Source organism: Nocardia sp. bgisy118 (genome assembly GCF_057708605.1).
This window is the reverse complement of the sequence record NZ_JBYISM010000019.1, coordinates 122,002-148,740: the sequence shown is the minus strand read 5'-3', so window position 1 is coordinate 148,740 and position 26,739 is coordinate 122,002. Positions and strand designations below refer to the sequence as shown.

26 protein-coding genes are annotated in these 26,739 nt (G+C 68.9%); 10 read left to right on the top strand and 16 right to left on the bottom strand.

All coding sequences use genetic code 11. The features are described from left to right. Positions 1 to 4: 4 nt before the first annotated feature. Genes AC3EO7_RS23155 through AC3EO7_RS23140 form a run of 4 tightly spaced genes read right to left on the bottom strand, consistent with a single transcriptional unit; the run spans position 5 to position 2,824 of the window. The gene (locus tag AC3EO7_RS23155; RefSeq protein ID WP_431966722.1) at positions 5 to 1,240 is read right to left on the bottom strand and encodes an NAD(P)/FAD-dependent oxidoreductase; all 1,236 of its coding nucleotides are present in this window, start codon (positions 1,238 to 1,240) and stop codon (positions 5 to 7) included. Beyond that, a complete protein-coding gene (locus tag AC3EO7_RS23150; RefSeq protein WP_431966720.1) occupies positions 1,237 to 1,422 on the bottom strand; it encodes a rubredoxin in 186 nt (61 codons plus the stop codon). Before AC3EO7_RS23150 ends, AC3EO7_RS23155 begins: the two co-directional genes overlap by 4 nt. Continuing rightward, a complete protein-coding gene (locus tag AC3EO7_RS23145) occupies positions 1,419 to 1,607 on the bottom strand; it encodes a rubredoxin (RefSeq protein ID WP_431966718.1) in 189 nt (62 codons plus the stop codon). Before AC3EO7_RS23145 ends, AC3EO7_RS23150 begins: the two co-directional genes overlap by 4 nt. Next, complete coding sequence (locus AC3EO7_RS23140) at positions 1,607 to 2,824, bottom strand: alkane 1-monooxygenase (protein WP_435592366.1); 1,218 nt, start codon at positions 2,822 to 2,824, stop codon at positions 1,607 to 1,609. Before AC3EO7_RS23140 ends, AC3EO7_RS23145 begins: the two co-directional genes overlap by 1 nt. Before the next feature lie 187 nt (positions 2,825 to 3,011). Between AC3EO7_RS23140 and AC3EO7_RS23135 the strand changes: the two genes are divergently transcribed. After that, a complete protein-coding gene (locus tag AC3EO7_RS23135; RefSeq protein ID WP_431966714.1) occupies positions 3,012 to 3,629 on the top strand; it encodes a TetR/AcrR family transcriptional regulator in 618 nt (205 codons plus the stop codon). Between the two features lie 60 nt (positions 3,630 to 3,689). Here the strand turns inward: AC3EO7_RS23135 and AC3EO7_RS23130 are convergent, their stop codons facing one another. Both AC3EO7_RS23130 and AC3EO7_RS23125 read right to left on the bottom strand, forming a co-directional pair. Beyond that, positions 3,690 to 4,754: a tetratricopeptide repeat protein gene (locus AC3EO7_RS23130; protein ID WP_431966712.1), complete on the bottom strand. Its 1,065-nt coding sequence runs from the start codon at positions 4,752 to 4,754 to the stop codon at positions 3,690 to 3,692. A gap of 13 nt (positions 4,755 to 4,767) precedes the next feature. After that, positions 4,768 to 6,075 carry an ATP-binding protein gene (locus AC3EO7_RS23125; protein ID WP_431966710.1) on the bottom strand — a complete coding sequence of 436 codons (1,308 nt, stop codon included), beginning with the start codon at positions 6,073 to 6,075 and terminating at the stop codon, positions 4,768 to 4,770. Positions 6,076 to 6,436: 361 nt separating this feature from the next. Here AC3EO7_RS23125 and AC3EO7_RS23120 point away from each other — a divergent pair, with 361 nt between their 5' ends. Together AC3EO7_RS23120 and AC3EO7_RS23115 are read left to right on the top strand one after the other, a co-directional pair. Next, the gene (locus AC3EO7_RS23120; protein ID WP_431966708.1) at positions 6,437 to 7,675 is read left to right on the top strand and encodes an APC family permease; all 1,239 of its coding nucleotides are present in this window, start codon (positions 6,437 to 6,439) and stop codon (positions 7,673 to 7,675) included. A gap of 115 nt (positions 7,676 to 7,790) precedes the next feature. Next, on the top strand, positions 7,791 to 9,110 hold the full coding sequence (locus AC3EO7_RS23115) for a serine hydrolase domain-containing protein (RefSeq protein ID WP_435592365.1): 1,320 nt from the start codon (positions 7,791 to 7,793) through the stop codon (positions 9,108 to 9,110). Positions 9,111 to 9,168: 58 nt separating this feature from the next. Here AC3EO7_RS23115 and AC3EO7_RS23110 read toward each other — a convergent pair whose 3' ends face one another. The 3 genes from AC3EO7_RS23110 to AC3EO7_RS23100 form a co-directional block, all read right to left on the bottom strand. Next, positions 9,169 to 9,780 carry a hypothetical protein gene (locus tag AC3EO7_RS23110; protein ID WP_435592364.1) on the bottom strand — a complete coding sequence of 204 codons (612 nt, stop codon included), beginning with the start codon at positions 9,778 to 9,780 and terminating at the stop codon, positions 9,169 to 9,171. A 118-nt stretch (positions 9,781 to 9,898) separates the two neighbouring features. Beyond that, the gene (locus AC3EO7_RS23105) at positions 9,899 to 10,933 is read right to left on the bottom strand and encodes an aspartate-semialdehyde dehydrogenase (RefSeq protein ID WP_431966702.1); all 1,035 of its coding nucleotides are present in this window, start codon (positions 10,931 to 10,933) and stop codon (positions 9,899 to 9,901) included. 3 nt (positions 10,934 to 10,936) lie between these two features. Further along, a complete protein-coding gene (locus AC3EO7_RS23100) occupies positions 10,937 to 12,202 on the bottom strand; it encodes an aspartate kinase (protein WP_431966700.1) in 1,266 nt (421 codons plus the stop codon). Between the two features lie 165 nt (positions 12,203 to 12,367). Between AC3EO7_RS23100 and AC3EO7_RS23095 the strand changes: the two genes are divergently transcribed. Continuing rightward, the gene (locus AC3EO7_RS23095) at positions 12,368 to 12,781 is read left to right on the top strand and encodes a YjbQ family protein (protein ID WP_431966698.1); all 414 of its coding nucleotides are present in this window, start codon (positions 12,368 to 12,370) and stop codon (positions 12,779 to 12,781) included. A 3-nt stretch (positions 12,782 to 12,784) separates the two neighbouring features. On the opposite strand, the gene AC3EO7_RS23090 is transcribed toward AC3EO7_RS23095, so the two are convergent. Together AC3EO7_RS23090 and AC3EO7_RS23085 are read right to left on the bottom strand one after the other, a co-directional pair. After that, positions 12,785 to 13,360, bottom strand: a complete 576-nt coding sequence (locus AC3EO7_RS23090; protein WP_431966696.1) for a dihydrofolate reductase family protein — start codon at positions 13,358 to 13,360, stop codon at positions 12,785 to 12,787. A 47-nt stretch (positions 13,361 to 13,407) separates the two neighbouring features. Further along, on the bottom strand, positions 13,408 to 13,983 hold the full coding sequence (locus AC3EO7_RS23085; RefSeq protein ID WP_431966694.1) for a dihydrofolate reductase family protein: 576 nt from the start codon (positions 13,981 to 13,983) through the stop codon (positions 13,408 to 13,410). Positions 13,984 to 14,055: 72 nt separating this feature from the next. On the opposite strand from AC3EO7_RS23085, the gene AC3EO7_RS23080 reads away from it, so the two are divergent. From AC3EO7_RS23080 to AC3EO7_RS23065, 4 genes are all read left to right on the top strand, one after another. Continuing rightward, complete coding sequence (locus AC3EO7_RS23080; protein WP_435592363.1) at positions 14,056 to 14,631, top strand: TetR/AcrR family transcriptional regulator; 576 nt, start codon at positions 14,056 to 14,058, stop codon at positions 14,629 to 14,631. A gap of 59 nt (positions 14,632 to 14,690) precedes the next feature. Next, positions 14,691 to 14,876 carry a DUF1918 domain-containing protein gene (locus AC3EO7_RS23075; RefSeq protein ID WP_431966690.1) on the top strand — a complete coding sequence of 62 codons (186 nt, stop codon included), beginning with the start codon at positions 14,691 to 14,693 and terminating at the stop codon, positions 14,874 to 14,876. Between the two features lie 264 nt (positions 14,877 to 15,140). After that, positions 15,141 to 15,596 carry an SRPBCC family protein gene (locus AC3EO7_RS23070; protein WP_431966688.1) on the top strand — a complete coding sequence of 152 codons (456 nt, stop codon included), beginning with the start codon at positions 15,141 to 15,143 and terminating at the stop codon, positions 15,594 to 15,596. A 129-nt stretch (positions 15,597 to 15,725) separates the two neighbouring features. After that, positions 15,726 to 16,940 (top strand): low temperature requirement protein A, encoded by a 1,215-nt coding sequence (locus AC3EO7_RS23065; protein WP_435592362.1) that lies wholly within the window; start codon positions 15,726 to 15,728, stop codon positions 16,938 to 16,940. A 13-nt stretch (positions 16,941 to 16,953) separates the two neighbouring features. Here the strand turns inward: AC3EO7_RS23065 and AC3EO7_RS23060 are convergent, their stop codons facing one another. The 5 genes from AC3EO7_RS23060 to AC3EO7_RS23040 form a co-directional block, all read right to left on the bottom strand. Next, the gene (locus AC3EO7_RS23060; protein WP_431966684.1) at positions 16,954 to 17,796 is read right to left on the bottom strand and encodes an ion transporter; all 843 of its coding nucleotides are present in this window, start codon (positions 17,794 to 17,796) and stop codon (positions 16,954 to 16,956) included. Positions 17,797 to 17,893: 97 nt separating this feature from the next. Beyond that, positions 17,894 to 19,534 carry a GMC oxidoreductase gene (locus tag AC3EO7_RS23055; RefSeq protein WP_431966682.1) on the bottom strand — a complete coding sequence of 547 codons (1,641 nt, stop codon included), beginning with the start codon at positions 19,532 to 19,534 and terminating at the stop codon, positions 17,894 to 17,896. Positions 19,535 to 19,616: 82 nt separating this feature from the next. Continuing rightward, positions 19,617 to 21,287: an alpha/beta hydrolase gene (locus tag AC3EO7_RS23050; RefSeq protein ID WP_435592361.1), complete on the bottom strand. Its 1,671-nt coding sequence runs from the start codon at positions 21,285 to 21,287 to the stop codon at positions 19,617 to 19,619. Between the two features lie 96 nt (positions 21,288 to 21,383). Further along, complete coding sequence (locus tag AC3EO7_RS23045) at positions 21,384 to 21,563, bottom strand: DUF1272 domain-containing protein (RefSeq protein WP_431966678.1); 180 nt, start codon at positions 21,561 to 21,563, stop codon at positions 21,384 to 21,386. Positions 21,564 to 21,607: 44 nt separating this feature from the next. Next, on the bottom strand, positions 21,608 to 22,375 hold the full coding sequence (locus tag AC3EO7_RS23040; protein WP_431966676.1) for a sulfite exporter TauE/SafE family protein: 768 nt from the start codon (positions 22,373 to 22,375) through the stop codon (positions 21,608 to 21,610). Positions 22,376 to 22,642: 267 nt separating this feature from the next. Here AC3EO7_RS23040 and leuA point away from each other — a divergent pair, with 267 nt between their 5' ends. Then, complete coding sequence (gene leuA, locus AC3EO7_RS23035) at positions 22,643 to 24,442, top strand: 2-isopropylmalate synthase (RefSeq protein WP_431966674.1); 1,800 nt, start codon at positions 22,643 to 22,645, stop codon at positions 24,440 to 24,442. A gap of 440 nt (positions 24,443 to 24,882) precedes the next feature. After that, the gene (locus AC3EO7_RS23030; protein WP_435592360.1) at positions 24,883 to 26,658 is read left to right on the top strand and encodes a MinD/ParA family ATP-binding protein; all 1,776 of its coding nucleotides are present in this window, start codon (positions 24,883 to 24,885) and stop codon (positions 26,656 to 26,658) included. Positions 26,659 to 26,739: the final 81 nt, after the last annotated feature.

Here is a 26,739-nt window from a genome sequence, read left to right as displayed (position 1 = left end):
GGGGTCAGCGCTGCGCGACGCCGACGCGATGACGGGTGACGAGTTCGGCCAGGTCCAGCGATTCGTCGGACCACGCGACGAGGTCGAGAACCGCGCCGTGACCGATCAGCTCGCGGGCCGCGCGGATGTCCGACGGCCTGGCGATGGCGACCGCGCCGACCAGGCGACGACGGCGCAGGGCGAGGACGGTGAAGTTCGGCTCGGCGAGCGTGCCGCGCAGCACGAAGTCGTCGTCGTGCCGCATCCGGCCCGCGAACTGGAGATTGATCCCGTACTGGGTGGACCAGCCCCACGAGACATCCTGGCGGGCAACCGGTTTGCCGAGCATCGACTTCGCGGCGGCCACGCCCTGCGCCAGCGCGCTGTTCCAGTGCTCTGTGCGTTCGTGCGCGCCGAGGTCGGGATCGAACCGGTTGGCGGCGTCGCCCGCCGCGTAGACCCCTGGCGCGGAGGTGCGATAGTGCTCGTCGACGAGGACGCCGTTGTCGACGGCCAGGCCGGCCGTCTCGGCGAGCTCGGTGTCGGGAACCGAGCCGATGGCGATCAGCGCCACGCCCGCCCCCCATATCCGGCCGTCGCGCGCGGTCGCCGTGACACCGTCCTCGTGACCCTCGAGACGGGTCAGCGTCACCTCGTCCAGAATCTCGACGCCGTTGTCGGCGTGCAGCTTTCGGTAGAACGAGCCCACCGAGGGCGGGGCGACGCGGTCGAGCGGGGCCGATCCGGCATGCACGACGGTGACTTCGGCCCCGAGCGACCGGGCGGTCGCCGCGACCTCGCATCCGACCAGGCCGCCGCCGACGATCAACAGTGATTTGCCCGCGTCGATCGCCGCGCGCAGCGGCCCGATGTCGGCGGCGCCGCGCAGCGTGTGCACATGGCGCTGCGGGGCGGGCAGGCTGCGGGCGCGCGCGCCGGTCGCCAGCAGCAGGCGGTCGTAGCCGAGCTTCTCGCCGCCTGCCAGTCGCACTTGCCGCCGCTCGGTGTCGATGTCCTCCACCGTGACGCCGGTGCGCAGCTCGATGTCCTTGTCACGCCAGGACTCCGCGGTGTCGAGCAGCGTCCTTCGCTCGACCGCGGCGCCCGCCAGCATCTCCTTCGAGACCATGGGACGCCGGTACGGCAGGCCGTCTTCGGCCCCGACCAGCACGATGCGTCCCGAATACCCTTCGGCGCGAAGGGTCTTGGCCGCGGTGGCGCCCGCGACCCCCGCGCCGACGATCACGATCCGTTCGGTCATGCGCGACTGACCTCGACCATCTCGAAATCCGCTTTGGCCGCGCCGCAATCGGGGCAGGACCAGTCGTCGGGGATGTCGTCCCAGCGGGTGCCGGGCTCGATGCCGTCCTCGGGCCAGCCGAGCGCTTCGTCGTACTCGAAGCCGCACTGCACGCATTGGAAGAGTTTGTAATCGGTTTTCATAGTTCGTGTCCTGCTGTAGTGATGGAAGGGTTTTCGAAGTCGAGCTTTTCCCGGACGCCGCAGTCGGGGCAGCACCAGTCGTCGGGCACCGCGGACCACGGCGTGCCCGGCGGGAAGCCCTCGCGGGGCGCGCCCGCGACCTCGTCGTAGGTGTAATCGCAACCGGGACAGCGGTAGACGGCCATCACCGCACCTCGTACTTCGCCAGCACGCGCTCCCGCTTGCTCGGCTGGATGTTCACCCGGGTGATGTCACCGTCGTAGTGCGCGAGCACACGGTGATCCATCACCTTGCGCCACAGCGGGGGCAGATAGGCCAGCCCGATCATGCTGGCATAGCCGCTCGGTAGGTTCGGCGCGCCATCCATGCTGCGCAGGGTCTGATACCGCCGAGTCGGGTTGGCGTGATGGTCGCTGTGCCGCTGCAGGTGGTACAGGAAGATATTGGTGACGATGTGGTCGGAGTTCCAGCTGTGCTCCGGCGTGCACCGCTCGTAACGGCCCGACGCGGCCCGCTGCCGCAGCAGGCCGTAGTGCTCCAGGTAGTTCACCGTCTCCAGCAGCGAGAAACCGTAGACCGCCTGAATGATCAGGTACGGCAGCACGACCGGGCCGAACACCGCGACCAGCGCGCCCCACAGCACCACCGACATCAGCCAGGCGTTGAGCACGTCGTTGTGAATCGTCCACGGGCTCTTGCCCATTCGCTGCAGGCGGGTCTTCTCCAGCTCCCAGGACGAACGCAGGCTGCCCCACACGCTCCGCGGCAGGAAGGCCCAGAACGTCTCGGCGAAACGCGCGCTGGCCGGGTCCTCGGGTGTCGCGACACGCACGTGGTGGCCGCGGTTGTGCTCGATGTAGAAGTGGCCGTAGAACGTCTGGGCGAGGGTGATCTTGGACAGCCAGCGCTCCAGCTCGTCCTTCTTGTGGCCCAGTTCGTGCGCGGTGTTGATGCCGACGCCGCCCATCGTGCCGATGCTCAGCGCGAGGCCGATCTTCGAGATCAGCCCGAGGCCGCCGTCGATGCCGAGCCAGGACAGGTCCGTCGCCGTCCACAGATAGCAGGCGAACACCAGGCTCATCAGTTGCAGCGGAATGTAGGCGTAGGTGCAGTACCGGTAGTACTTGTCGTTCTCCAGCTGCTCCATCACCTCTTCCGGCGGGTTCTGCCCGTCGGGACCGAAGAAGCGGTCCAGGATCGGCAGCAGCACGTAGACCAGCAGCGGGCCGATCCACCACCAGACCGGCGACACCTCCTGCAGCCCGAGCTCGTTGAACACCCAGACCAGCCAGGTCGCGAGCAGCACGGCGGTGGGCGCCACCAGGCCGAACAGCCACAGATAGCGCTTGCGGTCGCGCCATTGCAGCGCCTGTGCGGGCGCATCGGTTGGGGATGTCGTCATTCTCGATCTCCTCGGGGACTTGCGCGCGGTCCGGGCAGAAGCCGGCGCCCGGACCGGGTAGGCACTCGCGCCACTGCGGTGTGGTGTCGAGCACTTTACAAACGTGCTCTCTTGTCCAATTGGAATACACCCAGTGCACAAGTGTCAATAGCTCAGACAAATCGTGCTGATGTGTACGATGGATGACGTGCCTGAAGCGTCGAGTTTTCACACCCGGATGCGCTTACTGCTCCGCGAGCGCGTTATCGAGACCGCGCGCGAACTCGTGTGCACCGAGGGCTGGGGTGCGGTGAACATGTCGCGCGTGGCCAAGGAGGTCGGCGTCAGCCGCCCGGTCCTCTACAAGGAGATCGGCACCAAACAGGACCTCGCCGACCTGGTCATCCGGCACGAGTTGGAGACCTTCCTGGTCGGCATCGACGACAGCCTGGCCGCGCATTCCGACGACGTGATCGCGGGCCTGACCGCCGCGGTCGGCTACACGCTGCGCACCGGCTCCGACAACGAACTGCTCGGGGCCGTGTTGTCCGGGCGCTCGCCCGCCAACGCCGCCTTGCTGCCGACCCTGATGACCGAGCCCGAGCCTGTCCTCGGCCGGGCGCTGGGCGCGGTCACCGGCGCGGTGCGCGCGCGGTACGCGCTCGCCGAACTGTCGGACGACGAGCTCGCGACGCGCATCGAGACCGTCATCCGGCTGACCCTCAGCCATCTCTTCCAGCCGCTCGGCCCGGTCGAACGTGCCGTCGGGCAGATCGGCTCGGCGCTCGGGGCATTGTTCACGCCGGTGCGAGCGACGGTTTCCTGACGGGCCGCAGGGCCGAGCGCGGTGGATGCGCCGGTGCGCGGACGCATCGCGCCGATCCGCTCAATTCACCGGCAGCGTCACCCGCGGCGGCACCGTCAACGGCGGCGTCATGCGCGGCGGTGTGACACCCGGCCGGGGGAAATCCGTCGGCCATGGCCGCAGCGTCGGCGGCAGATAGCGCCCCGTCGGCAGATACGGCGGGGCGATGGGCGTCGGAAGATGGCGCGTCGGCAACGGGCGCGGTGGAGCCGGCTCGGACGGCGTGCCCGCCGCGGCGAGAACCAGACGGAGCACCAGAAAGACCCCGAACGCCAACGCGGTCCAGAGCCGCCAGTTCGACCGCGGCGCCTCCGGCAGGTACCGCGCTTCCGGCGGCTGCGGCATGTACGGGGACGAAAGCTCGGGCCCGGCCGGCGATTCGGCCTGTTCCTCCACCGCGGCCAGGGTCGCGCGCACGAAGTCCGCGCGGCTCGGATCCCACTGCGCGACAAGGCGCAAGCCGCGCTCGCCCGCTTCGCGATCACCGCGGTCCAGGTCGAGCAGCGCGAGTTCCTGCGTGGCATCGACGTGCTCGGGTTGCAGCCGAAGCGCCTCGCGCAGAGCCGCTTCCGCGCCCGGCACGGAAATCCCGCCGCGGCGCAGGATCGAACCGCGGACCCGGTGCAGATCGGCGTGGTCGGGGTCGATCTCGATGGCCCGGTCGATGGTCGCCAGCGCCACGGCCGGATCCGTCGCCGACTGGACACCCGCGAGCAGGCGCAGGTTCTCGACGTACTCCGGGTCCAGTTCCGCGCTGCGGGTGGCCGCGGCCAGCGCGCGGTCGTAGTGCCGTTGCCGCTCCGCGGCATCGTCCTCGGCCAGGTGCGCCAGTTCCTGTTCGGCCAGCGCGAGCACCCGCAGCGCGGACTGGTAGTCGGGGAAGACGGCCAGCGCGGCGGCGCTGTAGCCGACGGACCTCTCGTACTCACCGGTGCGAAACCAGGCGTAGCCCATCAGCATCAGCGCGTCGGCGTTGTCGGGATCGGCGGCGAGCACCGCGCCCAGCTTCGCCCGCGCCGCGTCGATCCGGCCGAGGTCGATGAGGACCTTGGCACGGGCGACCTCGTCGTGCGCGAAAGTAGTCATGCGACCGGGCTTTTCAGCGCATCTTCATTCGCTTCATGTACAGGGCGAGCTCGTCGTAGCTGCCGTCGCCGTTGGCGAATTCGACCACGTTGCGGGCGGATTCGAACCACGCGCCCGCACTCGGCTTGATCGCGGCCATCGCGGCCTCCAGATCCGCCATACCGATGGGCCGGACGGTGCCGGTGCGGATCGATTCCGCCATGGCCAACTGGGTGGCCGAGGTGCAGACGTGCGCCAGGTCGGCGCCCGAGAACCCCTCGGTGCGCGCGGCGATCGCGCCGAGGTCGATCCCCGCCACCGGACGCTCGCGCAGGTGGTAGTGCAGGATCGCCTTGCGCGCGGCGGGATCAGGCAGCGCGACCAGGATCATCCGGTCGAAGCGCCCCGGCCTGCGCAGCGCGACGTCGATGTCCCACGGGTGGTTGGTCGCGCCGAGGATGTAGACGCCCTCGTTGTCGACGGTGGCCGAATCCATCTCGTTCAACAGCTGATTCACCACGGTGCGCATGGTCGCCGAGCTGGACATCTGGCTGCGCTTGTGGCCGAGCGCGTCCACCTCGTCCAGGAACAGCACGCACGGCGCGTTGCGACGGGCCACCTCGAACACGCTGTGCAGGTTGCGCTCGCTGGCGCCGGTGTAGATGTCGAGGATGTCGGCGATCTCGATCGGATAGAAATTCGCGCCGAGCTCGCCCGCCACCGCCGAGGCGATGAAGGTCTTGCCGCAGCCGGGCGGGCCGTACAGCAGCAGGCCGCCGCGCGCCGAGGTGCCGAATGCCTTGGCCAGCTCGGGGTTTCGCAGCGGGCCGAGCAGAGTGAGGTCGAGCTGTCGCTTGACTTCCTCCATGCCGCCGACATCGGCCAGCGTCACCTTGGCGCGGGAGAACAGGCCCGTATCAGTGGCGGCGGCGTATTCCGTTGGGCCCGAGTCGACGAAGGCCGGTGCGACGATGTCGGACACCTGGTCCTCGGCGGCCGCCCAGTCGTAGTCAGCGGCAGCCGTTTCGGGCTCCGCCTGGGGAGCGGGTTCGACGTCCGGCGCGGAGCCGTCGGGAGTCGTTGCGGCGGGCGAACTTTCGGCCTGCGGCGCGGTCGCGGCCGATGCGGCGCCGCCCGCGAGCGCGGCGGTGCACTGCTGGAGCAGTTCCACGGCCCGCGCGTTGCCCGGCTCCTGGCTCAGCGCCGCGCCGCACTGGGCGAGCGCCTCGGCGTGGCGGCCGCGCTCGGCGAGCAGTTCGATCACCCGCAACCGCAGAGCGAGCACGTCAGGGCTCCGGTCCAGCGCGGCAAGCATTTCGACCAGCACCGGATCATCGGTCACGGCAGTCCCCCGTTCGAGCACACGAATACCCCGACGATCCTAAACCGTTACCCTCCAGAAACATCGCGTCGCGCGCTCACCCGATGCCGCGCGCCGTACGTGATGCACGCCACAATCGAGCGTCGGAATAGTTCCATCCGGGAGCCCGTTGAAGGTCACTGTCGGCGTCCGGAACAGCCCCGGGCCGCACCCTTCGTCGCTTCGAGCGACCACTCGCCGAGAGGCGCTTGTGGGACGTCGACACCCGAGTCGTGACGCTGGCGTGGCGTCCGGTGACTCAGCGGCGCCGCCAGGTTACCCCCCGACCTGGCGGCGTTTCGCCTATCGAGCGCCGTTAACCTGAACGGTCCAAGATGCTGCCATGACCTCGTACGACTCGGCACTGCACCGCAGGCTCGGACTCACCGACTCGGTGCTGATCGGTCTCGGCTCGATGATCGGCGCCGGGATCTTCGCCGCGCTCGCACCGGCGGCCGAGGCCGCGGGCTCGTGGCTGCTGCTCGCGCTCGCCGTCGCCGCGTTGCTCGCGTACTGCAACGCGATGTCCTCGGCCCGGTTGGCGGCGCGCTATCCGGTCTCGGGCGGGACGTACGTGTACGGCAGGGAACGGCTCGGCCCGTTCTGGGGATATCTGGCCGGGTGGGCGTTCGTGGTGGGCAAGACGGCCTCGTGCGCCGCGATGGCGCTGACCGTCGGCCACTACGCCTGGCCCGAGCAGTCCCGCGCGGTCGCGGTCGCCGCGGTGCTGGCGATCACCGCGATCAACTACACCGGCGTGCAGAAATCCGCGCTGGCCACCCGGATCATCGTCGCGGTCGTGCTCGCGGTGCTCGCGATGGTGGCGGCGATCGGCCTGTCCGGCACGCACACCGCCGCGACAGCGCTGCCGGACCGGATCGGCCCGCGCGACGTGCTGGAAGCGGCCGGGCTGCTGTTCTTCGCCTTCGCCGGGTACGCGCGGATCGCCACCCTCGGCGAGGAAGTGCGCGAGCCGCGACGCACCATTCCGCGCGCCATCATGCTCGCGCTGGCCATCGCGCTGGTGGTCTACGTCGTGGTGGCCGCCGCCGCTCTCGCGGTGCTCGGCTCGGCCGGGCTCGCGGCGGCGACCGATCCGCTGGCCAGGGTCGTCTCGGAGGCGGGCGCTCCGGCGCTGGAGCCGGTGGTGCGGATCGGCGCGGTGGTCGCGGCGGCGGGCTCACTGCTCGCGCTCGTGCTCGGCGTGTCACGCACGACGCTGGCGATGGCCCGCGACCGGTACCTGCCGCACGCACTCGCCGCTGTACATCCTCGCTTCGGCGTGCCCCACCGGGCGGAGCTGGTCGTCGGCGCGGTGGTGGCCGTGGTCGCGGCGAGCTTCGACCTGCGTGCGGCCATTGGCTTCTCGTCGTTCACCGTGCTGGTCTACTACCTCGTCGCCAATGTCTCGGCGGGCACGCTCACCGCGGCGGAGGATCGGCCCGCCCGCTGGATTCCGGTGGTCGGAGCGCTCGGCTGCGTGATCGTCGCGGCCGCGCTGCCGCTCGCGTCGGTTCTCGTCGGAGCCGGGGTCCTCGCGCTCGGCGTCGCGCTCTACGCGGTGACCCGCCGGGCACGCTGAGCCGCCACGATTTTCGTGACGCGCGCCTCTGCCTGTTGGCCGGTCCGCGCGGGTCCGGCGCGCTAGCCTCATCCTCATGGGGCGTTTCTGTGGTTTCCTCGCTGGAATCGCTGCGGTGTCGCTTGTCGCGGGAAGTCTCGTGGGCGCGCCCGCACACGCGGCCCCTGCCGCCACCGTGAAACAGGCGCGCTGCGAGGTCAGCTCCGGCCGGGAAGCGCAGCGCGCGGCTCCGGAACAAGCCGGATTCGACGCCGAACTGCTCACCGCCGCACTGGAGTTCGCCAGTCACCGAAACCGATTCAACGTTCAGGTCTTTCGGCACAACTGCCTGGTCGGCAAGGGACCGAACAACGCGAAGACCGACAACGTCGCCTGGAATGTCTGGAGCGTGACCAAGAGTGTGGTCTCGCTGCTCGCGGGCATCGCGTGGGACCGCGGCCTGCTCGATCTGGACGCCCCGATCGACAAGTACCTGCCCCCGGGCCTCGGTGACGCGGCGCACCGCGCCATCCAGATCGAGGACCTGCTCACCGAGACCTCCGGGATGACGGTGGGCGTGCTCACCGAGGGCATCACCGGAGTCGTCCCCATCGATCCACACAGCGCGGTGCAGGCGCTCGCTGTGCCGCTGGACAATCCGCCGGGCACCGTCTTCAGCTACAGCCAGCGCAACGTCGACCTGCTGACGTTCGTCATCGAACTGGCCATCGGCGAGCCATTTCAGCAGTTCGCGCAGCGGGAGTTGTTCGACCCGCTCGGCATTCTGCGCAGCGACTACTACTGGGCCAAGGATCGCGCCGGAAATACCTACGGCTACGCGCATCTGATGATCCCGCCGAACGATCTCGCCAAGCTCGGCCTACTGGTGAGCAACGAAGGCCGCTGGGGCGCAGACCAACTCGTGTCCGAAGAGTATCTCCGAATGGCGCTGACGCCGTCCCGGCCGAACCCGTGCTACGGCTACCTCTTCTGGCTCGGCCCCGACTGCGCGGAATCGCCCTCGTTCATGCCGCCCGACATGTACATGATGGCCGGGCTCGGTTTGCAGAACGTTTTCGTGCTGCCCTCGCTCGACCTGATGGTGGTGTGGACCGGCGTCTTCGGCAACGTCAGCAGCTACGGCGTCTCCGGCATCGTGCAGAACACCGATGAACTGCCGTACGAGTTCTTCCGCATGCTCTTCGCCGCCATGCCCGAGAGTCCCGTCCCCGATCCAGGACCGTACGTCGAGCCGACGATTCGGTTGGACCCGCGCCGGCTCGTCGACGCGAACCTGCTGCTCGCGGTCTTCGGCATCGGCCCGGCCGCCTACCCGGGCTGCAATGTCTTCTCCTGCTTGAACTACCAGCTCGCGCCCCCGTTCGCGGATATCGCACCGGGCTGCTTCATCGTCGTCTGCCTCGGCCACGACCCCCGCACCCCCGGCATCCACTGACCTCTCGGGCACGAACGATCCGTCTTTCCGTACCGCGTGCGCACGTGCGGTGGCCCGCTCACCACATATCGACGAGCAGTCCCCAACGGCGGGTGTCGGCTTCGTGGACCACCTCGCCCCAGTCGCGCAGCAGGCGTTCGAAGATGGCGGGGGTGGTGATGCGGTGGCGGTTGGCGGTTTCGCGGTCGAGGTGGGGATGCAGGTCGGAGATGCGTGGGGCGATGCGGCCCCACAGGTTGGCGAGGGTGGCCAGGTGCGCCGGTGAGTGGGCGAGCCAGGTGGTGGGCCGGATGGTGTCGCTGTGCCCGCTCCACGGCTGGTGAGCGGCGGGCTCGACGGGCAGGTCGGCGCCGTAGAGGCCGCGAAGGAACAGGTCGGTGTCGGTGATCAGCTCGGCCGTCTCGGGCGGTGCGTCCCACGGCACGAAGAGGCGGGCATCGCGCCACACCGCTTCGAATTCGGAGTGCAGCGCGGCGGAACTGTAGGCGTGGAAACGGTACTCGGCGATCCATTGCTCGGTCCGGTCCAGCCAGCGCAGGCCGATCGGGTACTGCTGGCGGTGATCCTCGTCGGGCCACTCCAAGTCCGCGAACCGCCGCGGCGCCCGCTCGGACACCGTCCGCGCCAGCCGCGGCCAGTCCGCGATGTGCACGGCGACATACGAACCCACCGGCCACACCTCTCCACGCCGAACTCGCTTACCGAAGCGATTGTGCCAGCCCCCGATACGACCACCGGGCCGACCCGATCCGGTGGCGGATCGAATCGGCCCGGTGCGACGAGCCGGCTCAGCGGTCGCTGAGCAGCACCTCGGCGATCTGAATGGTGTTGAGCGCCGCGCCCTTGCGCAGGTTGTCGCCGGAGACGAACAGCGCGAGACCGCGACCGTCGGGCGCGCCGGGATCCTGGCGGATGCGGCCGACGAGCGACTCGTCGGCGCCCGCGGCCTGCAACGGCGTCGGCACGTCGACCAGCTTCACGCCGGGCGCGCCGGCGAGCAGTTCCTTGGCCCGCGCCACCGACAGCGGGTTGGCGAACTCGGCGTTGATGGACAGCGAGTGGCCGGTGAAGACCGGAACCCGCACGCAGGTGCCGCTCACCAGGAGCTCGGGGATGCCGAGGATCTTGCGGCTCTCGTTGCGCAGCTTCTGGTCCTCGTCGGTCTCGCCGGACTCGTCGTCGACCAGCGAACCGGCCAGCGGGATCACGTCGAAGGCGATCGGCGCGACGTACTTGTTCGGCGCGGGGAAGGTCACGGCGCTGCCGTCGTGCACCAGCTTCTCGGCGTCGTCGATCACCGCGCGCACCTGCGAGGCCAGCTCGTCGACACCGGCCAGGCCGGAACCGGAGACCGCCTGGTAGCTGGAGACGACCAGCCTGGTCAGGCCCGCCTCGTCGTGCAGCGGCTTGAGCACCGGCATCGCGGCCATGGTGGTGCAGTTGGGGTTGGCGATGATGCCCTTGACCAGGTTGCGGGTCTGCTCCGGGTTGACCTCGCTGACCACCAGCGGGACCTCGGGGTCCTTGCGCCAGGCCGACGAGTTGTCGATGACGGTGACGCCCGCGGCGGCGAACCGCGGCGCCTGCACCCGGGACATGGTGGCGCCCGCCGAGAACAGCGCGATGTCGAGGCCGGAGGGGTCCGCCGTCTCGGCGTCCTCCACCACGATCTCGCCGCCGCGCCACGGCAGCGTCTTACCCGCCGAGCGCGCGGACGCGAAGAACCGCACCTCGTCGGCCGGGAAGTCGCGCTCCTCCAGCAGCTTCCGCATGACGGCGCCGACCTGTCCGGTCGCGCCGACGACTCCTACTCGAATACCCATGGTTTATCGCCCCGTTCCTGCATGCACCACGGCCACCTCGTCGCCGCCCAGATCGAAGGCGCGGTGCAGCACCTGCACGGCGTCGTCCAGCTCGGTGTCCTTGACCAGGACCGAGATCCGGATCTCGGAGGTGGAGATCAGGTCGATGTTGATGCCCGCGTCGGCCAGCGCCTCACAGAACGTCGCCGTGACGCCCGGGTGGCTCTTCATGCCCGCGCCGACCAGCGACACCTTGCCGATGTGGTCGTCGTAGAGCACCTGAGAGAAGCCGATCTCACCCTGGCGCTTGGTGAGCATCTCGACGGCGCGCGCGCCCTCGGTCTTGGGCAGTGTGAAAGTGATGTCGGTCTTGCCGGTCTCCACCTTGGAGATGTTCTGCAGGACCATGTCGATGTTGATCTCGGCGTCGGCGATGGCACGGAACACCTTGGCGGCGAATCCCGGCTCGTCCGACAGCCCGACCACGGTCACCTTGGCCTCGCTGCGGTCGTGCGCGACGCCAGTGAGGATTGCTTTCTCCAAGGGGATGTCCTCCATCGATCCGTAAACGTAGGTGCCCTGCTTGTCGGTGTAGGACGAGCGAACATGCACGGGCACGTTGTAGCGACGCGCGTACTCGACGCAGCGCAGCATCAGCACTTTGGAGCCGCAGGCCGCCATCTCCAGCATCTCCTCGTAGGAGACCTGCTCGAGCCGCTGCGCGTCGGAGACGATCCGCGGGTCGGCGGTGAAGACGCCGTCCACGTCGGTGTAGATCTCGCAGACGTCGGCCTCCAGCGCCGCGGCCAGCGCGACGGCGGTGGTGTCGGAGCCGCCGCGACCGAGCGTGGTGACGTCCTTGCTGTCCTGGCTCACGCCCTGGAACCCGGCGACCAGCACGATGGTGCCCTCGTCGAGCGCCTCGCGCAGGCGGCTCGGGGTGACGTCGATGATCTTCGCGTTGCCGTGCGCGCCGGTGGTGATCACACCCGCCTGCGAGCCGGTGAACGAGCGGGCCTCCGCGCCGAGCGAATGGATCGCCATGGCGACCAGCGCGTTGGAGATGCGCTCGCCGGAGGTGAGCAGCATGTCCATCTCGCGGGCGGGCGGCGCGGGCGCCACCTGCTGGGCGAGATCGAGGAGTTCGTCGGTCGTGTCGCCCATCGCCGAGCAGACGACCACCACGTCGTGGCCTTGCTTCTTGGTCTCGACGATCCGTTCAGCGACGCGCCGGATACGCTCGGCGGTAGCGACCGAGGATCCTCCGTACTTCTGAACAACGAGAGCCACGACTGGGTCCTCCAAGATCGACAATCGGCTGGTAACAGCCCCCAAGACTACCGGCCGCCGTCCATCCGATTTGTCGCTACCTCCCCGAGCTGTGCAAAAGCACACACACGCAAGCAGTCTCGAATGATCGACGACCCCGCCCCGCGAACGGGTCATGATGGGGTCATGAAGAGCTCACTGATCGCGGTCACGACGGGGCGGCGCGAGGTGGTGCACGACCTCACGCCGCAGTGCGCGGAGTTCGCCGCGGCGGCGGGCGGAGACGGGCTGCTGCACGTCTTCGTCCCGCACGCGACGGCCGGTATCGCCATCATCGAACTGGGCGCGGGCAGCGACGACGATCTGCTCGCCGCGCTCGGCGACCTGCTGCCCGCCGACGACCGGTGGCGGCACGCGCACGGCTCTCCTGGGCACGGCCGCTCGCACGTGATGCCCGCGATGATCCCGCCCTACGCCACGGTGCCGGTCATCGGCGGGAAGCTGATGCTCGGCACCTGGCAGTCGATCGCCATGGTCGACCTGAATGTGGACAACCCCGAACGACAGGTCCGGCTGTCGTTCCTCACCGACGCCGGCTGACTTTCACGCCCTGGTCAACCAGGTGACCTGGGTGCCGTTGCCGAACTCCTGGCGCCGGGTCGGGGTGAACAGCGTCGGCCGGAACGGCCCGTCGAGCGCACGGACGCCCGCACCGGCCGTGACCGGATAGCTCTTGATGACGAGTTCATCGATCTCATCGATGAGCGCGCCCGCGAGCTTGCCGCCACCGGCCAGCCAGATGTCCATGCCGTCCTCCTGCTTCAACCGGCGGACCAGATCCACCGGATCGCCGTCGACCAACTCGACGGTGGGGTCGTCGATCCGGCCGAGAGTGCCGGATACGACGTACTGCCGCATATGCGGGTAGGGGCTGGTGATGCCGATGGCCAGGGCGGGGTCGTAGGTGCCGCGGCCCATCACCAGGGTGTCGAAGTTCTTGCACGGCGCATCGGCCGCGAGACCGAAATGCGGACGCGCGTGTGTCGGAAGGGTCTCCGGATACTCGGCGGCGAGCCATTCGGAGAAGTCCGGCGCCACGGGAAAGAACTCGATGCCGCCATCCGGACCGGCGATGTAGCCGTCGAGGGACATGCCGACGAAGTAGACGAGCTTTCGCATGAAGATCCTGCTTTCTGGGGAAGTAGTACTCGGTGCGGGCGGTCGCCTCAGGCGCGGCGGTACCACGTCAGCTGGGCGTTGTTGCTGAATTCCATGCGCCTGCTCGGGGTGAACAGTGTCGGCGTGAAGGCACCGGCGAAGGCGGGGATGCCGCCGCCCGCGAGGACCGGGTAGCTCTTGATCATCAGTTCGTCGATCTCGTCGGCGAGCTGAGCCGCGAGGTTGCCGCCACCGCACAGCCAGATGTCGAGACCATCCGCTTGCTTCAGCTCCCGCACCAGGGCAACCGGGTCGCCCGCCACGACTTCGACGGCTGGATCGCCGCTCGGACCGAGGGTGCTGGAGATGACGTACTGCTTCAGGTGCGCAAAGGGGCTGGTCGCCCCGGCGGAGAGGCCGGGTTCGTAGGTGCCGCGCCCCATCAGCACTGTGTCCCAGTTCTTGTTCGGTGTATCCACCGGCATCCCCGTCTGCGCTCGGAGGTAGGTCGGCATCGGCTCCGGGTAGTGCTCATCGATCCACGCGGACATGTCGTCCGCGAGCGGATAGAAGTCGAACTCCCCGCCGGGGCCCGCGATGTATCCGTCCAGCGAGACGGCGACGTAGTAAACAAGTTTTCGCATTGGACCACCTGAGTTGTTGTACTCTGTCTGTAGTGATTTGAAATGTAGTACTACGGATGGAGTGGTGTCAAGATGCGGACGAACCCGGAGCGGCGACAGGCGCTCATCGACGCGGCGATCGAGGTTCTCGCCGACGAGGGCGCGCGTGGGCTCACCTTTCGCGCGGTGGACAAACGGGCCACCGTGCCCGCGGGAACGGCCTCGAACTACTTCTCCAGCCGCGACGACCTGCTCACCCAAGTGGGCAGCAGGTTCTACGAGCGGCTGCAACCGAGCGCCGAGACCATGGCCAAGGTGACCGACGGGCCGCGCACCCGCGCCAACATCACCGAGCTGATGAAGGAGGTCGTCGCGCGCATCGAGGCGTTCCGCACCGGCTATCTCGCGATGCTCGAACTACGCCTGGAGTCGACCCGCAGGCCGGAACTGCGCGCGGTGCTCACCGAGCGGGTGCGCGAGGACCTCGACTTCAACGTGCGCAATCATCTGGAATCCGGTCAACCCGGCGACGCCGACACCGTCCGCCTGCTCTACCTGGCGCTGAACTGGCTGATCGTCGACCGGCTGACGCTGCCGGACATCTTCACCGAGGAACAGAGCGCACATCTGATCGAGACGGCGGTGGAAAGACTCGTCCAGAACTCTTGACTTTTCGCGAATTCGCCGGAACCTTGTGACGCCCGTCACGCCCATTCGATAATGGACCGATGGAGGCGAACGTTGGAGACCGACTGCTCGTACACGGACACGTAGTGGGGGAACATGATCGCCAGGGCGAGATCGTCGAGGTCCGCGGACCCGAAGGCTCGCCGCCCTACGTCGTCCGCTTCACCGACGGGCACGAATCCCTCGTGTATCCCGGCCCTGACGCGGTGATCGAGCACATCAAGTGATCATCCGGCGCCTCGTCTCGTCGAGGCGCCGATGCCGCGCCGCCCGCCAGAGGCGACGGGTCAGCCCGCCGAACCCGGCGGGCCGCTGAGCCGACCACCGCGCAGCCCGACGGTCGCCGATCATCCGGCCGACGCGAACGTCGTTCCCGCCCCCGCAAATGCCTACTCACCAGTAGCTTTCACACCGTAGACCTCTTTGTTGACGGATCGGAAGAGCGCTGTGCAGAATCGGCGAGTCGATCCACCGGGGGGCGGAGGTATTGCATGCGCACGAAAACCGATATCCGCTTCACCGTCGAGGCAAGTCCGACCCATGTTCTCGACGCTCTGGCGGCCATCGAATTGCTCCCGGAATGGTCGATGTACCAGGATGCGCGCGTGGCGACCCGCGACGAATCCGGCCGGCCGCACCGCGTTTACGTCACCGCCGACGTGCTCGGCAGTTCCGATTTGCAGGTGCTGGAATACGAATGGACGAAGAAACGGTCGTCCTGGACGGTGGTGGACAGCTCCCGCGGCATCGGTGGCGGCGGCTGGTTCGAGGTCAGCGAGGACACGAACGGCACCAACGTCTGGTACCACTCGGAGTTGTCTTCTCGACTCCCGCTCCCCGGCCTGCTGATGAAGCGCACCGTGCAACGCTGGAATGAAACGGTGGTGCAGAACTTCATCGAATTCGCGGAAAGCTACGGGGAATCCGAGAATTTCAATTCCATATAGCGATAGCGCATGAATTCATATAGCGATATCGCATAATTCACGGCGGCCGATGACGCTCTGAGCGAAACCCCTCGGTCGCCGCCGCTTTCCGGACCGCGCTCGACTCGCCGGGGTGCGACGATGTGAATCATGATCGGTACGAAACGGGTTCGGTTCCGACCGGTTGCCGAAGGCGCCACGGTAACTCAGCTCGAACTGTTCTTCGACCTCGTCTTGGTTTTCGCGTTCACGATGGTGACCGCCCTGGCGGCAGGCGACACCAGCGCCAAGAACATGCTGCGCGCACTGCTGGTGCTCGCGGTCATGTGGTGGGTGTGGATCGCCTACGCGTGGCTGGGCAATGTGGTCCGCGCCGACGAGGGCTTCACCCGGGTGGCGATGTTCGTCGCGATGGGCGGCGCGTTCCTCGCGGCATTGACCATTCCGGAAGCCTTCCGCGATATGGACGGCGGCTGGTTCGGCCCGTTGGTCTTCGCGATCGCCTACCTGCTGGTGCGGCTGGTGCACCTGGCGGTGTTCTACATGGCCAGCATCGAGGACGCCCAGCTGCGCGGGCAGCTCGTGAAATGGGGTCTCGGCTCCATCACCATCGGCACCACCCTGTTGGTGATCGCCGCGACGACCACCGGCGCGGTCCAGATCGGACTGTGGATCGCGGCGATCGTCGGCGACATGCTGTGGACGATGCTCGCCGGCGAGGACTGGCGCGTCAATTCGGCCGCTCACTTCGCCGAACGGCACGGGCTGATCATCATCGTCGCGCTGGGCGAATCGATCGTCTCCATCGGCATCGGCGTTGCCGGGCTGCCGATCTCCTGGCCGATCGCGCTCGCCTCGATGCTCGGGCTCGCGGTCTCCGGCCTGCTGTGGTGGGCCTACTTCGACGTCGCGGCGATCTCGGTGGAACACGAACTGAAGCGCGCCCAGGGCGAACGCCAGATCAAGATCGCCCGCACTTGCTATACGTACTGGCACTTTCCGATGGTCGTCGGCATCATCGCCCTCTCGCTCGGCATGAAGAAGGTGCTCTACTACGTCGGCGACTCCTCCCACCACACCCTGTGGGACGCGCTGTACGGCATTCCGCTCTTCGCGCTCTACGGCGGCGTGGTGCTCTATCTGATCGCCCTGGTCGGCTTCAAGCACTACGCGACTCGCACGGTCACCGTGTCGCGGGTGGTCGCGGCGGTGCTGCTGCTCGCGCTCACGCCGTTGGCGTGCGCGCTGCCCGCGCTCGCCTCACTCGCCCTGCTCTGCGCGGTGCTCGTCGGGCTGATCCTCTGGGAGACCGTCCGCTACGCGCAGCCGCGCGACGAGATCCGGCACGGCGCGCACGCCGGCTGACGCGCGCGGCCGCTCACGGCAGCGGTTTGTCGTTGGCCAGCAGATAACGCAGCGTGCGTTCGTGGGGCGTCGGGCCGTAGGCGGCAGGCTCGACGCGCACCCCGTCGCGCACGGCCTGGCGAATCTGATCCACGTTCTCCCTGATCATGTCCGACACCAGCTCGTCGGTGCGCGGGTCGGCGAGCACCTGGAAGACGATGCGGAAGCTGGTGTCGGCGATCAGCCGGATGATGTCGTCGTGGAACGGGATGTAGCGGACCTTTCCCGCCTGCGGATCCTTCTTGATCAGCTCGAGGATCATCTCGTCCATCTCCGCGCGGTTCTCCTCGAGCGCGGCGGCGATATTGCGGGTGTAATGCCCGGTGCGCAGCACATGGGCCACCTCGTCGAGCACCGCGATGGTCATCGGCCGCTTGATCACGTCGACGATGGTCATGACGAACCGGTTCACCACCGCCGCCGTGACCCGGTCGCCGAAAACGCGGTCGGCGACGCGTGCCAGCCGCACGGCGATCACCACGAGGCGCAGCAGCCGGAACCCACGGAACAGCGGGCTGGCCACCGGGATCATGCCGACGACCTCGTACCAGTAGATGAGCGGGAACGTCCACGACCAACCCGCCCGGCGCCAGCGCCACAGGAACTCCACGGCGAACACCGCGCAGATCGTGTAGTCGACCAGCACGACGACCCGATAGGTCTCGTCGGACACCGAGAAGAAGGTGATCCACACGACCAGCGCCACCGAGATGACCGCCAGCGCGAGCATCACGAAATCGATCCACAGCGCGGGCGGTTTACGCGGATAGTTCCCCGCGTCCGGCGCCTGCTCGAAGCTGGTGATGGGGGCTGTCACGGAATGCGTCCCTTCGACACCGATGGTCCCGCCGAGCGTAATCGGCTTGCTGCCCGAAAACCGCCGACCGGACGCCGTTCTCGGCAAATCCTCGCCCTCAGCGACCGGAACGGATGATCTCCTCGACGTTGCGTTCGGCCAGTGCGGTGATGGTCAGCGAGGGGTTGACCGCGCCCGCGCTGCCCGGCATGGCCGCGCCGTCCATCACGTACAGACCCGGGTAGCCGTGCACCCGGCCGTAGCCGTCGGTCGCCGTGCCGAGCACCGCGCCGCCCAAGGGGTGCGCGGTGAACAACGCGTTCGCGTCGTAGCCGAGAGCGCCGTATTCGACGAGCGCGTCGGCGCGTTCGGCGATGCGGCGATCGACGGCGCGCGCGGCGGAGACCACCTCGTCGCGATTGCGCGTCGACCAGGACAGCCCGACCGAGTTGCTGCCCCGGTCGTAGCCGAAACGGCTGCGCGCCGGATCGAGCACCATGCCGAGCGAGGCGAGCGCGCCCGTCTCGAACGGGATGCCGGGGATGTACCAGTTCTCCAGGGTGACCGGCACGGTCGATTCGTCCATGATGCGGCTGGCGCTCGGCACGCCCTGGCCGTGTCCGGCCACCGAGCTGGCGCCGCGCGCGAGCACCACGTCGCCGTTGGTGCCCCAGCCCTCGCCGACGTGTTCGTTGAGATCCGGCAGCGTTCCCGTGGCCCGTGCCCGGACCAGCAATTCGGAGGTGCCGATCGAGCCCGCGCCGAGGAAGAGCCGGTCGCAGGTGAGCGTGCGCTTGCCGAGCACCTCGCCGGTCGGCGCGAGCTTGCTGACGACGACCGTGTAGCGGCCGCCGTCCTTGCCGATGGAGTCGACCCGGTGCCCAGGGAACACCGCCGACCTTCCGGTGTCCTGCGCGTATCGCAGGTAGTTCTGGTTGAGGTCGAACTTCGCGCCGTTCGAGTTGCCCAGGTTGCTGCGCGCGACGGTGGCCGACTGCCGCATGGCGCCCGCCAGCTCGGCGCGCAGGATGTCCCAGGTGAAGATCGAATCATTGGGCTGGGGCTGGTATCCGGCCTTGCGCACCTGGTCGTCCCAGGCGCGGGAGTGCGCGAACGGCGCGGAGGCGTAGATGTCGGACGGAATCGGGTCCAGCCGCAACATCTGCCGCACCCGCGGGTAGTAGACCCGGTCGAGTTCGTCGTAGGCGACCGAGCCGCGGAAGACCTCGTCGAAGAAGCGCCGCTCCGGCGCGATCATCGCACCGGAGAAGATCACCGAGCCGCCGCCGACCGCCGCGGCTCGCCAGACGTCGATGCCGGGGTACTCGGTGCAGTCGAGCACGCCGCCGAACTTGGCGAAATGCATCGGCACCTTGGTGACGCCCGTGAAATCGGTGCGGTGCCAGAAGCCGCGGCCGTCGGGCAGGTCGTCCCCGGTGAAGATCTCTCGCCACGGGTCGTTCGGCCAGCGCGATCCGCGCTCCAGCACGGTGTTGACGACGCCCGCCTCGGCCAGCCGCAGCGCGGTGACCGCCGCGCCGAAGCCGGAGCCGATCACGATCGCGGGCGAATGCTCGGGTGGATCGGGAAGGGGCGCAAAGATTTCCGGTACCCAATCGCGGAACATCGTGTGCCAGACCGGGTCCGCGGCCGCCGGCCGCGCGTCGAGCGTCGATCCCACAGCGCCGAAAAGCGCTGCCAAACCCGCCGCCTTGAACAAGGCGCGTCTGCGCACCAGGCCACCTCCCTCATCACGCATGGCCGAGCGCAGAATAGCGCGCCTGACCGGGAGTAGGCCATCGACTGTGAAACGTCACTGTCCCCGCGAGCGACGGCGTGGGTCAGGACGCGAACGGCTGCCGATCGGCGGTGCAGGTGGCGCCCGGTGCGGGCAGTTGCAGATCGACGAGATACCGCTCGCGCAGATGCCGCACGCAGTAGCCGCCCGGATTGTGACCGTAACCGTCGGCCACCACGACCAGCCTGGCGTTGACCAACTCCTGCTGCGCGTCCTTGGCGAAGGTCGCCGGCGTCACCGGGTCGAAGCGGTTGTTGAGCAACAGCGCGGGTTTGTCCGAGCCGAGCGTCCACGGACCGGTGTGGCGCTGCGGATAGCCGTCCTCAGGGGCGGGCCACGCCGTGCACGGCTGGTGCAGGGCCAGCCAGAACGGGCCGAAAAGCGGTGCGGCGGCGGCGACGTCGTGCGACAGGGCCTGCCAGTCGGCGGGCCGCCAGCCCGCGCTCTGGTCGGCGCAGGTGATCGCGGTGAAGGAGTCGAGGAAGTCGTAGTCGGGCGCGCCCGCCGCCAGGACCTGGCGCACCTTCGCCGGATCGCCCGCCGGGCCGCGCTCCAGTTCGATGAGCAGATCGGCGAGGGCGGGCCAGCCGCGCTCCGGGTCGTAGAGCATCGTCGCGTGCGTCTGCACGACCTGGCTGTAGCGCACCGACAACGCTTGTTCGCCCGCACCGACCGTGATCGGGCCCTGCCGCAGGCGCTCGAGCAGGGCGTCGTCCCTGGCGCGCAACCGATCCGCCGCGGCATCGGCGGGCTGGGTGGTGGTGGTCTGGTCGACCGGCCCGGCGCTACCCGCCTTCTCGGGCCGTTCCGGCGGCGCGGCGGGCCCGGTCAGGTCGGACCGCTCCGAGCCACCGGCGAAGGCGCACTTGGCCTTTCCTGCCACCGCGCACAACCGCAGGAATTCCGCGCGCACCTCGGCGGTGCCCGCCGCCGTGCCGACGACCTCGGCGCGGGCGTCGCCGGTGTAGGTCTTCGGGTCGATCAACGAGGTCAGCTGGAGCGCGCGCACCCGCTCACCGAACAGCGCGCCGTACACCTGCCCCAGGTAGCTGGCGTAGGACCCACCCGTGTAGGTCAGCTGCTCCTCGCCGACCGCGCGGCGCAGCAGATCCAAGTCCCTCGCCGCGTCGACCGTGGTGAGGTGCCCGAGCAGCTCGCCGCTGTGCTGCGCGCAGCCCTGCGCGAGGGCCCGCGCGGCCTGCTCGGCGGCGCGTTCCTCGTCGGCGTTCGCGGGCGGGACGAGCGCGGCGTCCCAGAAACGTCGCTGCTGCTCGTCGTCGGCGAAACAGCGCACCGGAGCGCTGCCGCCGATGCCGCGCTGATCGAAGGTCACCACGTCGAAGCGCTCGCTGAGCTCGCCGGACAGCAGCTCGCCTTGGCGCGCCCAGTCGAGACCGGATCCGCCCGGTCCGCCGACCGCGGTGAACAGGGTGCCGATCCGCTGCTCGGCATCGGTGGCGGGCTGCCTGACCACCGCGAGCTCGATGGTCTTGCCCGCGGGTTCGGCATAGTTCAGCGGCACCGCGGCGCTCGCGCAGTCGAAACCGCGCAGATCGGCGTCCGCGCACGGCTGCCACTCGAGGCGCGGCGTCGGGGCCGCGTCGGCCTGCTGGACCAGTTCGAAGACCTCCGGCGCCCGCTGGGTCCCGGTGCATCCGGTCAGCACCGGCGCCGCCACGGCGAGCACGATCAGCACGAACTTCCACCTACGCACGCCAACCATCCTGTGCCTCCAGCCCCGCGTGCGTCGTCATCCTCAGTGAGGAATTCCCCCCTGAGATCCCCGGCCTCGCCGCCCGTCCGTGCCCGGTCATCCGGCTGTCCGCCGCGGCCTGGCCACCAGTTCACCCGAACAGTTCGGGCACACGCCGTCCATGGCGTGCCCGCACGCCACGCAGAACGTGCACTCGTAGCTACAGATCACCGCCGGGCCGTCCGCGACGAGCGCCGCGCCGCAGCGCTCGCACGCCGTCCGCATCTCCAGCGCCATGGTTCTCCTGTCGTCGGCGCCGCGTCGGCGCGGGTGTACACGGTTCAGGACGTCAGCAGGCGCACCACCGCGATGCTGCCGACCACCACGATGACGGCGCGCAGCACGTTCGGCGGCATCCGCCTGCCGACGCGCGCGCCCAGCTGCCCGCCGATGATGGAGCCGACCGCGATCATCGCCACGGCCTGCCAGTCCACCTCGGCGACCACGATGAAGATCACCGCGGAGACCGCGTTGACGATGAGCGCGAGCACGTTCTTCACGCCGTTGAGCCGCTGGATGTCATCGTGCACGAAGATGCCGAGCAAACCGATCAGCAGCACGCCCTGCGCGGCGCCGAAGTAGCCGCCGTAGATGCCCGTGGCGTACACCGCCGCGAGCAGGATCGGCCCGCCGTGCTCGGGCACGGCCGCGTCGCCGTTCTCACGCCGCCGCTTCACCCACGCCGCCAGCCGCGGCTGCACCACCACCAGGATCAGCGCGATGATGATCAACACCGGCACGATCGCCTTGAACGCGTCGGCGGGCAGGACGAGCAGCAGCACCGCGCCGGTGATGCCGCCGAGCAGCGAGGCCGTGCCGAGCTGGAGCAACCGGGCGCGCTGGCCCGACAGTTCGCGCCGATAGCCGATCACGCCGCTGATCGAACCCGGCACCAGGCCGATGGTGTTCGAGACGTTCGCGGTCACCGGAGGCAACCCGAAGGCCAGCAGGACCGGGAAAGTGATCAAGGTGCCTGAGCCGACGATGGTGTTGATCCCACCCGCGGCGATGCCCGCCCCGAAGACGGCAAGTAGTTCGAGCCAACTCATCCGATTACGTTCCTTCGACGTCCCGTCGGACCGGCTGGTCCGTACAAGCGTTCAGTTCGTCAGGCACGCTATCGGCAGCCCCGCATACCACGCGCAATCGGACCAGGCTTCCAGCGCCGCGCCGCGACACGGTAAACTCGTCGCCATCATGCAGCGGGCACTTCTTCTCGGCCGCCGCGACGGGGTCTGATCGGACCGGCTCCCGTCGCGGGGTTTCGCCTGCCGGTCGCCCCATAACTGGGAACCCCCAAACCCTGGAGAAATCGCATGTCCCCTGCTGACGCCTTCGTATCCGGCTCACGCACGATCACTGCTCCGAGCAAGGCCACGCCTGCCGACCAGCCCGCCTGGAACGCGCAGAAGAACTCCTCCATGCCGACCTTCCGGTACCGTCCGTTCGCCGAGGAGGTCGAGCCGATCACGCTGCCCGACCGTACCTGGCCGGACAAGATCATCGACCGGGCGCCCGGCTGGTGCGCCGTCGATTTGCGCGACGGCAACCAGGCACTGATCGACCCGATGAGCCCGGCACGCAAGCGCCGCATGTTCGACCTGCTGGTGCGGATGGGCTACAAGGAGATCGAGGTCGGCTTCCCGTCGGCCAGCCAGACCGACTTCGACTTCGTCCGCGAGATCATCGAGGACGGCGCGATCCCTGACGACGTCAGCATCCAGGTGCTGACCCAGTGTCGCCCCGAGCTGATCGAGCGCACCTTCGAGGCCTGCGCGGGCGCGGCCAACGTCATCGTGCACTTCTACAACTCGACCTCCATCCTGCAGCGAAGAGTGGTGTTCCGCGCCGAGCGCGACGCGGTGAAGAAGATCGCCACCGACGCGGCGAAGTTGTGCCTGGAGATCGAGCCGCGCTACCCCGACACCAACTGGCGCTACGAGTACAGCCCGGAGTCCTACACCGGCACCGAGCTGGAGTACGCGCTGGAGGTCTGCGACGCGGTCTCCGAGATCATCGCGCCGACCCCCGAGAAGCCGCTGATCATCAACCTGCCCGCCACCGTCGAGATGGCGACGCCGAACGTCTACGCCGACTCGATCGAGTGGATGAGCCGCAACCTGGCCCGTCGCGAGTCGATCGTGCTGTCGCTGCACCCGCACAACGACCGCGGCACCGCCGTGGCCGCCGCCGAGCTGGGCTACCAGGCGGGCGCCGACCGCATCGAGGGCTGCCTGTTCGGCAACGGTGAGCGGACCGGCAACGTCTGCCTGGTCACGCTGGGCATGAACATGTTCTCCCGAGGCATCGACCCGCAGATCAACTTCTCCGACATCGACGAGATCCGCCGCACCGTCGAGTACTGCAACCAGCTGCCCGTGCACGAGCGCCACCCGTACGGCGGCGACCTGGTCTACACCGCGTTCTCCGGCAGCCACCAGGACGCCATCAACAAGGGCCTGGACGCGATGAAGGCCGTGGCCGACGCGCAGAACGCCGACGTCTCCGACATCGTGTGGGAGGTGCCCTACCTGCCGATCGACCCGAAGGACGTCGGGCGCACGTACGAGGCGGTCATCCGGGTCAACTCGCAGTCCGGCAAGGGCGGCGTCGCCTACATCATGAAGACCGATCACGGCCTGGCGCTGCCGCGCCGCCTGCAGATCGAGTTCTCCCAGGCGATCCAGCGGATCACCGACGGCGAGGGCGGCGAGGTCACGCCGAAGGAGATGTGGGGCGTCTTCCACGAGGAGTACCTGGCCCCGATCCGGCCGCTGGAGCGGATGCGCCAGCGGGTCACCGCGTCGGAGACCGACGGCGGCGTCGACTCCATCACCGCGACGGTGAAGGTGGACGGCGTCGAACACGAGGTCACCGGCAACGGCAACGGACCGCTCGCCGCGTTCGTGGACGCCATCTCCACCGTCGGCTACGACGTACGGGTGCTGGACTACTCCGAGCACGCCATGTCGGCGGGCGACGACGCGCAGGCCGCCGCCTACGTGGAATGCGCGGTCGGCGACAAGGTGGTCTGGGGCGTCGGCATCGCCACCTCCATCACCACCGCCTCGCTGCGCGCGGTCGTGTCCGCGGTCAACCGCGCCGCCGCGAACTGACGCGTCCGATGTGGCCGGGGTGTACGGACCCCGGCCACATCACCAGCGCCACTGGATGTGGTCTTCGAGGAAGTCCAGGGAATCAGCACCTCGGCCTGCTCGCACGACCACCGGTCCAGCGCGGCAGCTCGATTCGCTCTGTCGAGCTCCGGATCGTCCGCGCGCAGCCGCGCCGTTGCCCACGGCCTCTCGTAGCCGTACCGGACGATCGTGGCGAAAGGCTCGCCGTCACAGCGCAGTAGCATCGGCGCCTCGAGGGTCATTGCGCCAGGGTAGGGCCGCCGCGGGAGCTGGGCACAGCCTGCGCGGAGGTTTGCTCACCTGCTAGCGTTGGTTTGCATTCAAGCGCCGAGCTCTCTGCTCGATCCCGAGCAGATGGGGGAACTGTGACACACAACGACCACAATCCGACCTCTCCGCCCTGGCTGCAGAGTCATTCGGTGGATACGGCCGCAGTCACTGCCGAACCCTCCGGATCGCATGTGGCGCAGGACGAAACCAACGAGCAACCCACCGAGGCTCCCGAAAAGGACACTGCGGCAGCGCAGGAAACCCCCTCGGGCAAGGAGCCCGAAGAGCAGGCCGACACCGCGCAGGAACCGGGGCAGCCCACCGGCTTTCCGGCCGCGGCGGGGCCGAGCGACCCCACCGGCGTGTACCCGCAGCCCGTCGCCCCGCCCGGCTACGGTCCCGTCGAGGGCTTCGCGCCGCCCGCGCCGCCCGCACCGCCGGAGTCGTACGGTCCGTTCAGCACCGGCCAGTTCACGCCGAAGGGCCCCGCTCCCTACCAGGGTGGGCCGTATCAGCCCGGCCCCGAACACCTTCCGCCGCCGCCCGGCCCCGACCGGCAGGGCGCGCCGTACGGCGAGTACCGCCAGGAGATCGGCCCGGACGGCCTGGTCAGGCGCGTTCCGCAGGGCGGAGCGCCGGAAGCCGGTGCGGCACAGGATCAACCGAACGGCCCGATCTACAGCTGGGCGCCGCCGCCCATGCCGGTCCAGCCGCCGCAGCCGATGTACCAGGAGCCGCCCGCGCCCATGGGTCAGCCGCCGCTCGGCCCGACGCCGCCCGGGGTCACCGGCCCCGGACAGATTCCGCCGGGAGTCACCGGCCCTGGACAGATTCCGCCCGGGCTGACCGGTCCCGGACAGATTCCGCCCGGGCTGACCGGCCCCGGCCAGCAGTGGCAGGGCGGTCCGCCCCCGCAGCAGGCGCAGCACCAGCCGTTCCAGCCGCAGCACGTGCCGCAGCCGGGCCAGCCCGGTCACTCGGTCAACGACCTCAACCTGCTGAAGCGGGCCCGCCGGGCGCCGCGCAGCGGGTGGCGTCGCGCCGTCCACAAGGCCTCCGGCGGCATGATCAATCCGGGCGAATCCGCGGCGGACGTCGTCTTCCGCGATCTCGTCGACCGGGTGAATCAGCCGGTGCGCGGCGACTATCGGATCGCGATCCTCTCGCTCAAGGGCGGCGTCGGCAAGACCACCACCACGGTCGGTCTCGGCTCCACCTTCTCCTCGCTGCGCGGTGACCGGGTGATCGCGATCGACGCCAACCCCGACCTCGGCACGCTGGCGCATCGGGTGCCGCGGCAGACCCGCTCCACCGTCCGCAACCTGCTCGAAGACCAGCAGATCTCCAGGTACTCCGACGTCAGGGCGCACACCTCACAGGCCCCGAGCCGTCTGGAAGTGCTTGCGTCCGAACAGGACCCTGCCGTGTCCGAGGCGTTCAGCGAAGCCGATTACCGCAAGGCGATCGGCATCCTTCAGTCGTTCTACAACATCATCCTCACCGACTGCGGCACCGGTCTGATGCACTCGGCCATGGCGGGCGTGCTCGACATGGCCAGCTCGCTGGTGCTGGTGACCTCCCCCGCCATCGACGGCGCGCGCAGCGCCTCGGCCACGCTGGACTGGCTCGACCACCACGGCTACGGCAAGCTCGTCGAGCGCACCGTGGTGGTGGTCAACGCCTCGCGCCGCGGCGCCTCCACCGTCGACCTGGATCAGCTGCGCAAGCTGTTCCTCGACCGCACCCGCGCGGTACAGGTGGTGCCCTTCGACGATCACCTCGCCGAAGGCGCCGAGATCGACCTGGAGCTGGTCAGTAAGCCGACCCGGCGGGCCCTGCTCGAGCTGGCCGCGATGGTGGCCGACGATTTCGGATACATCGGCGCCCAGCAGTACCAGCACCCGGGACCGATGGGGTTTCGCTGAGCGAAAGTCGCGTCCCGGCAGTCGAACTCGCCGGGCCACGGTCGTTTCTCGGCGCGGCCTGAAGCGAACCGCACGGACGGT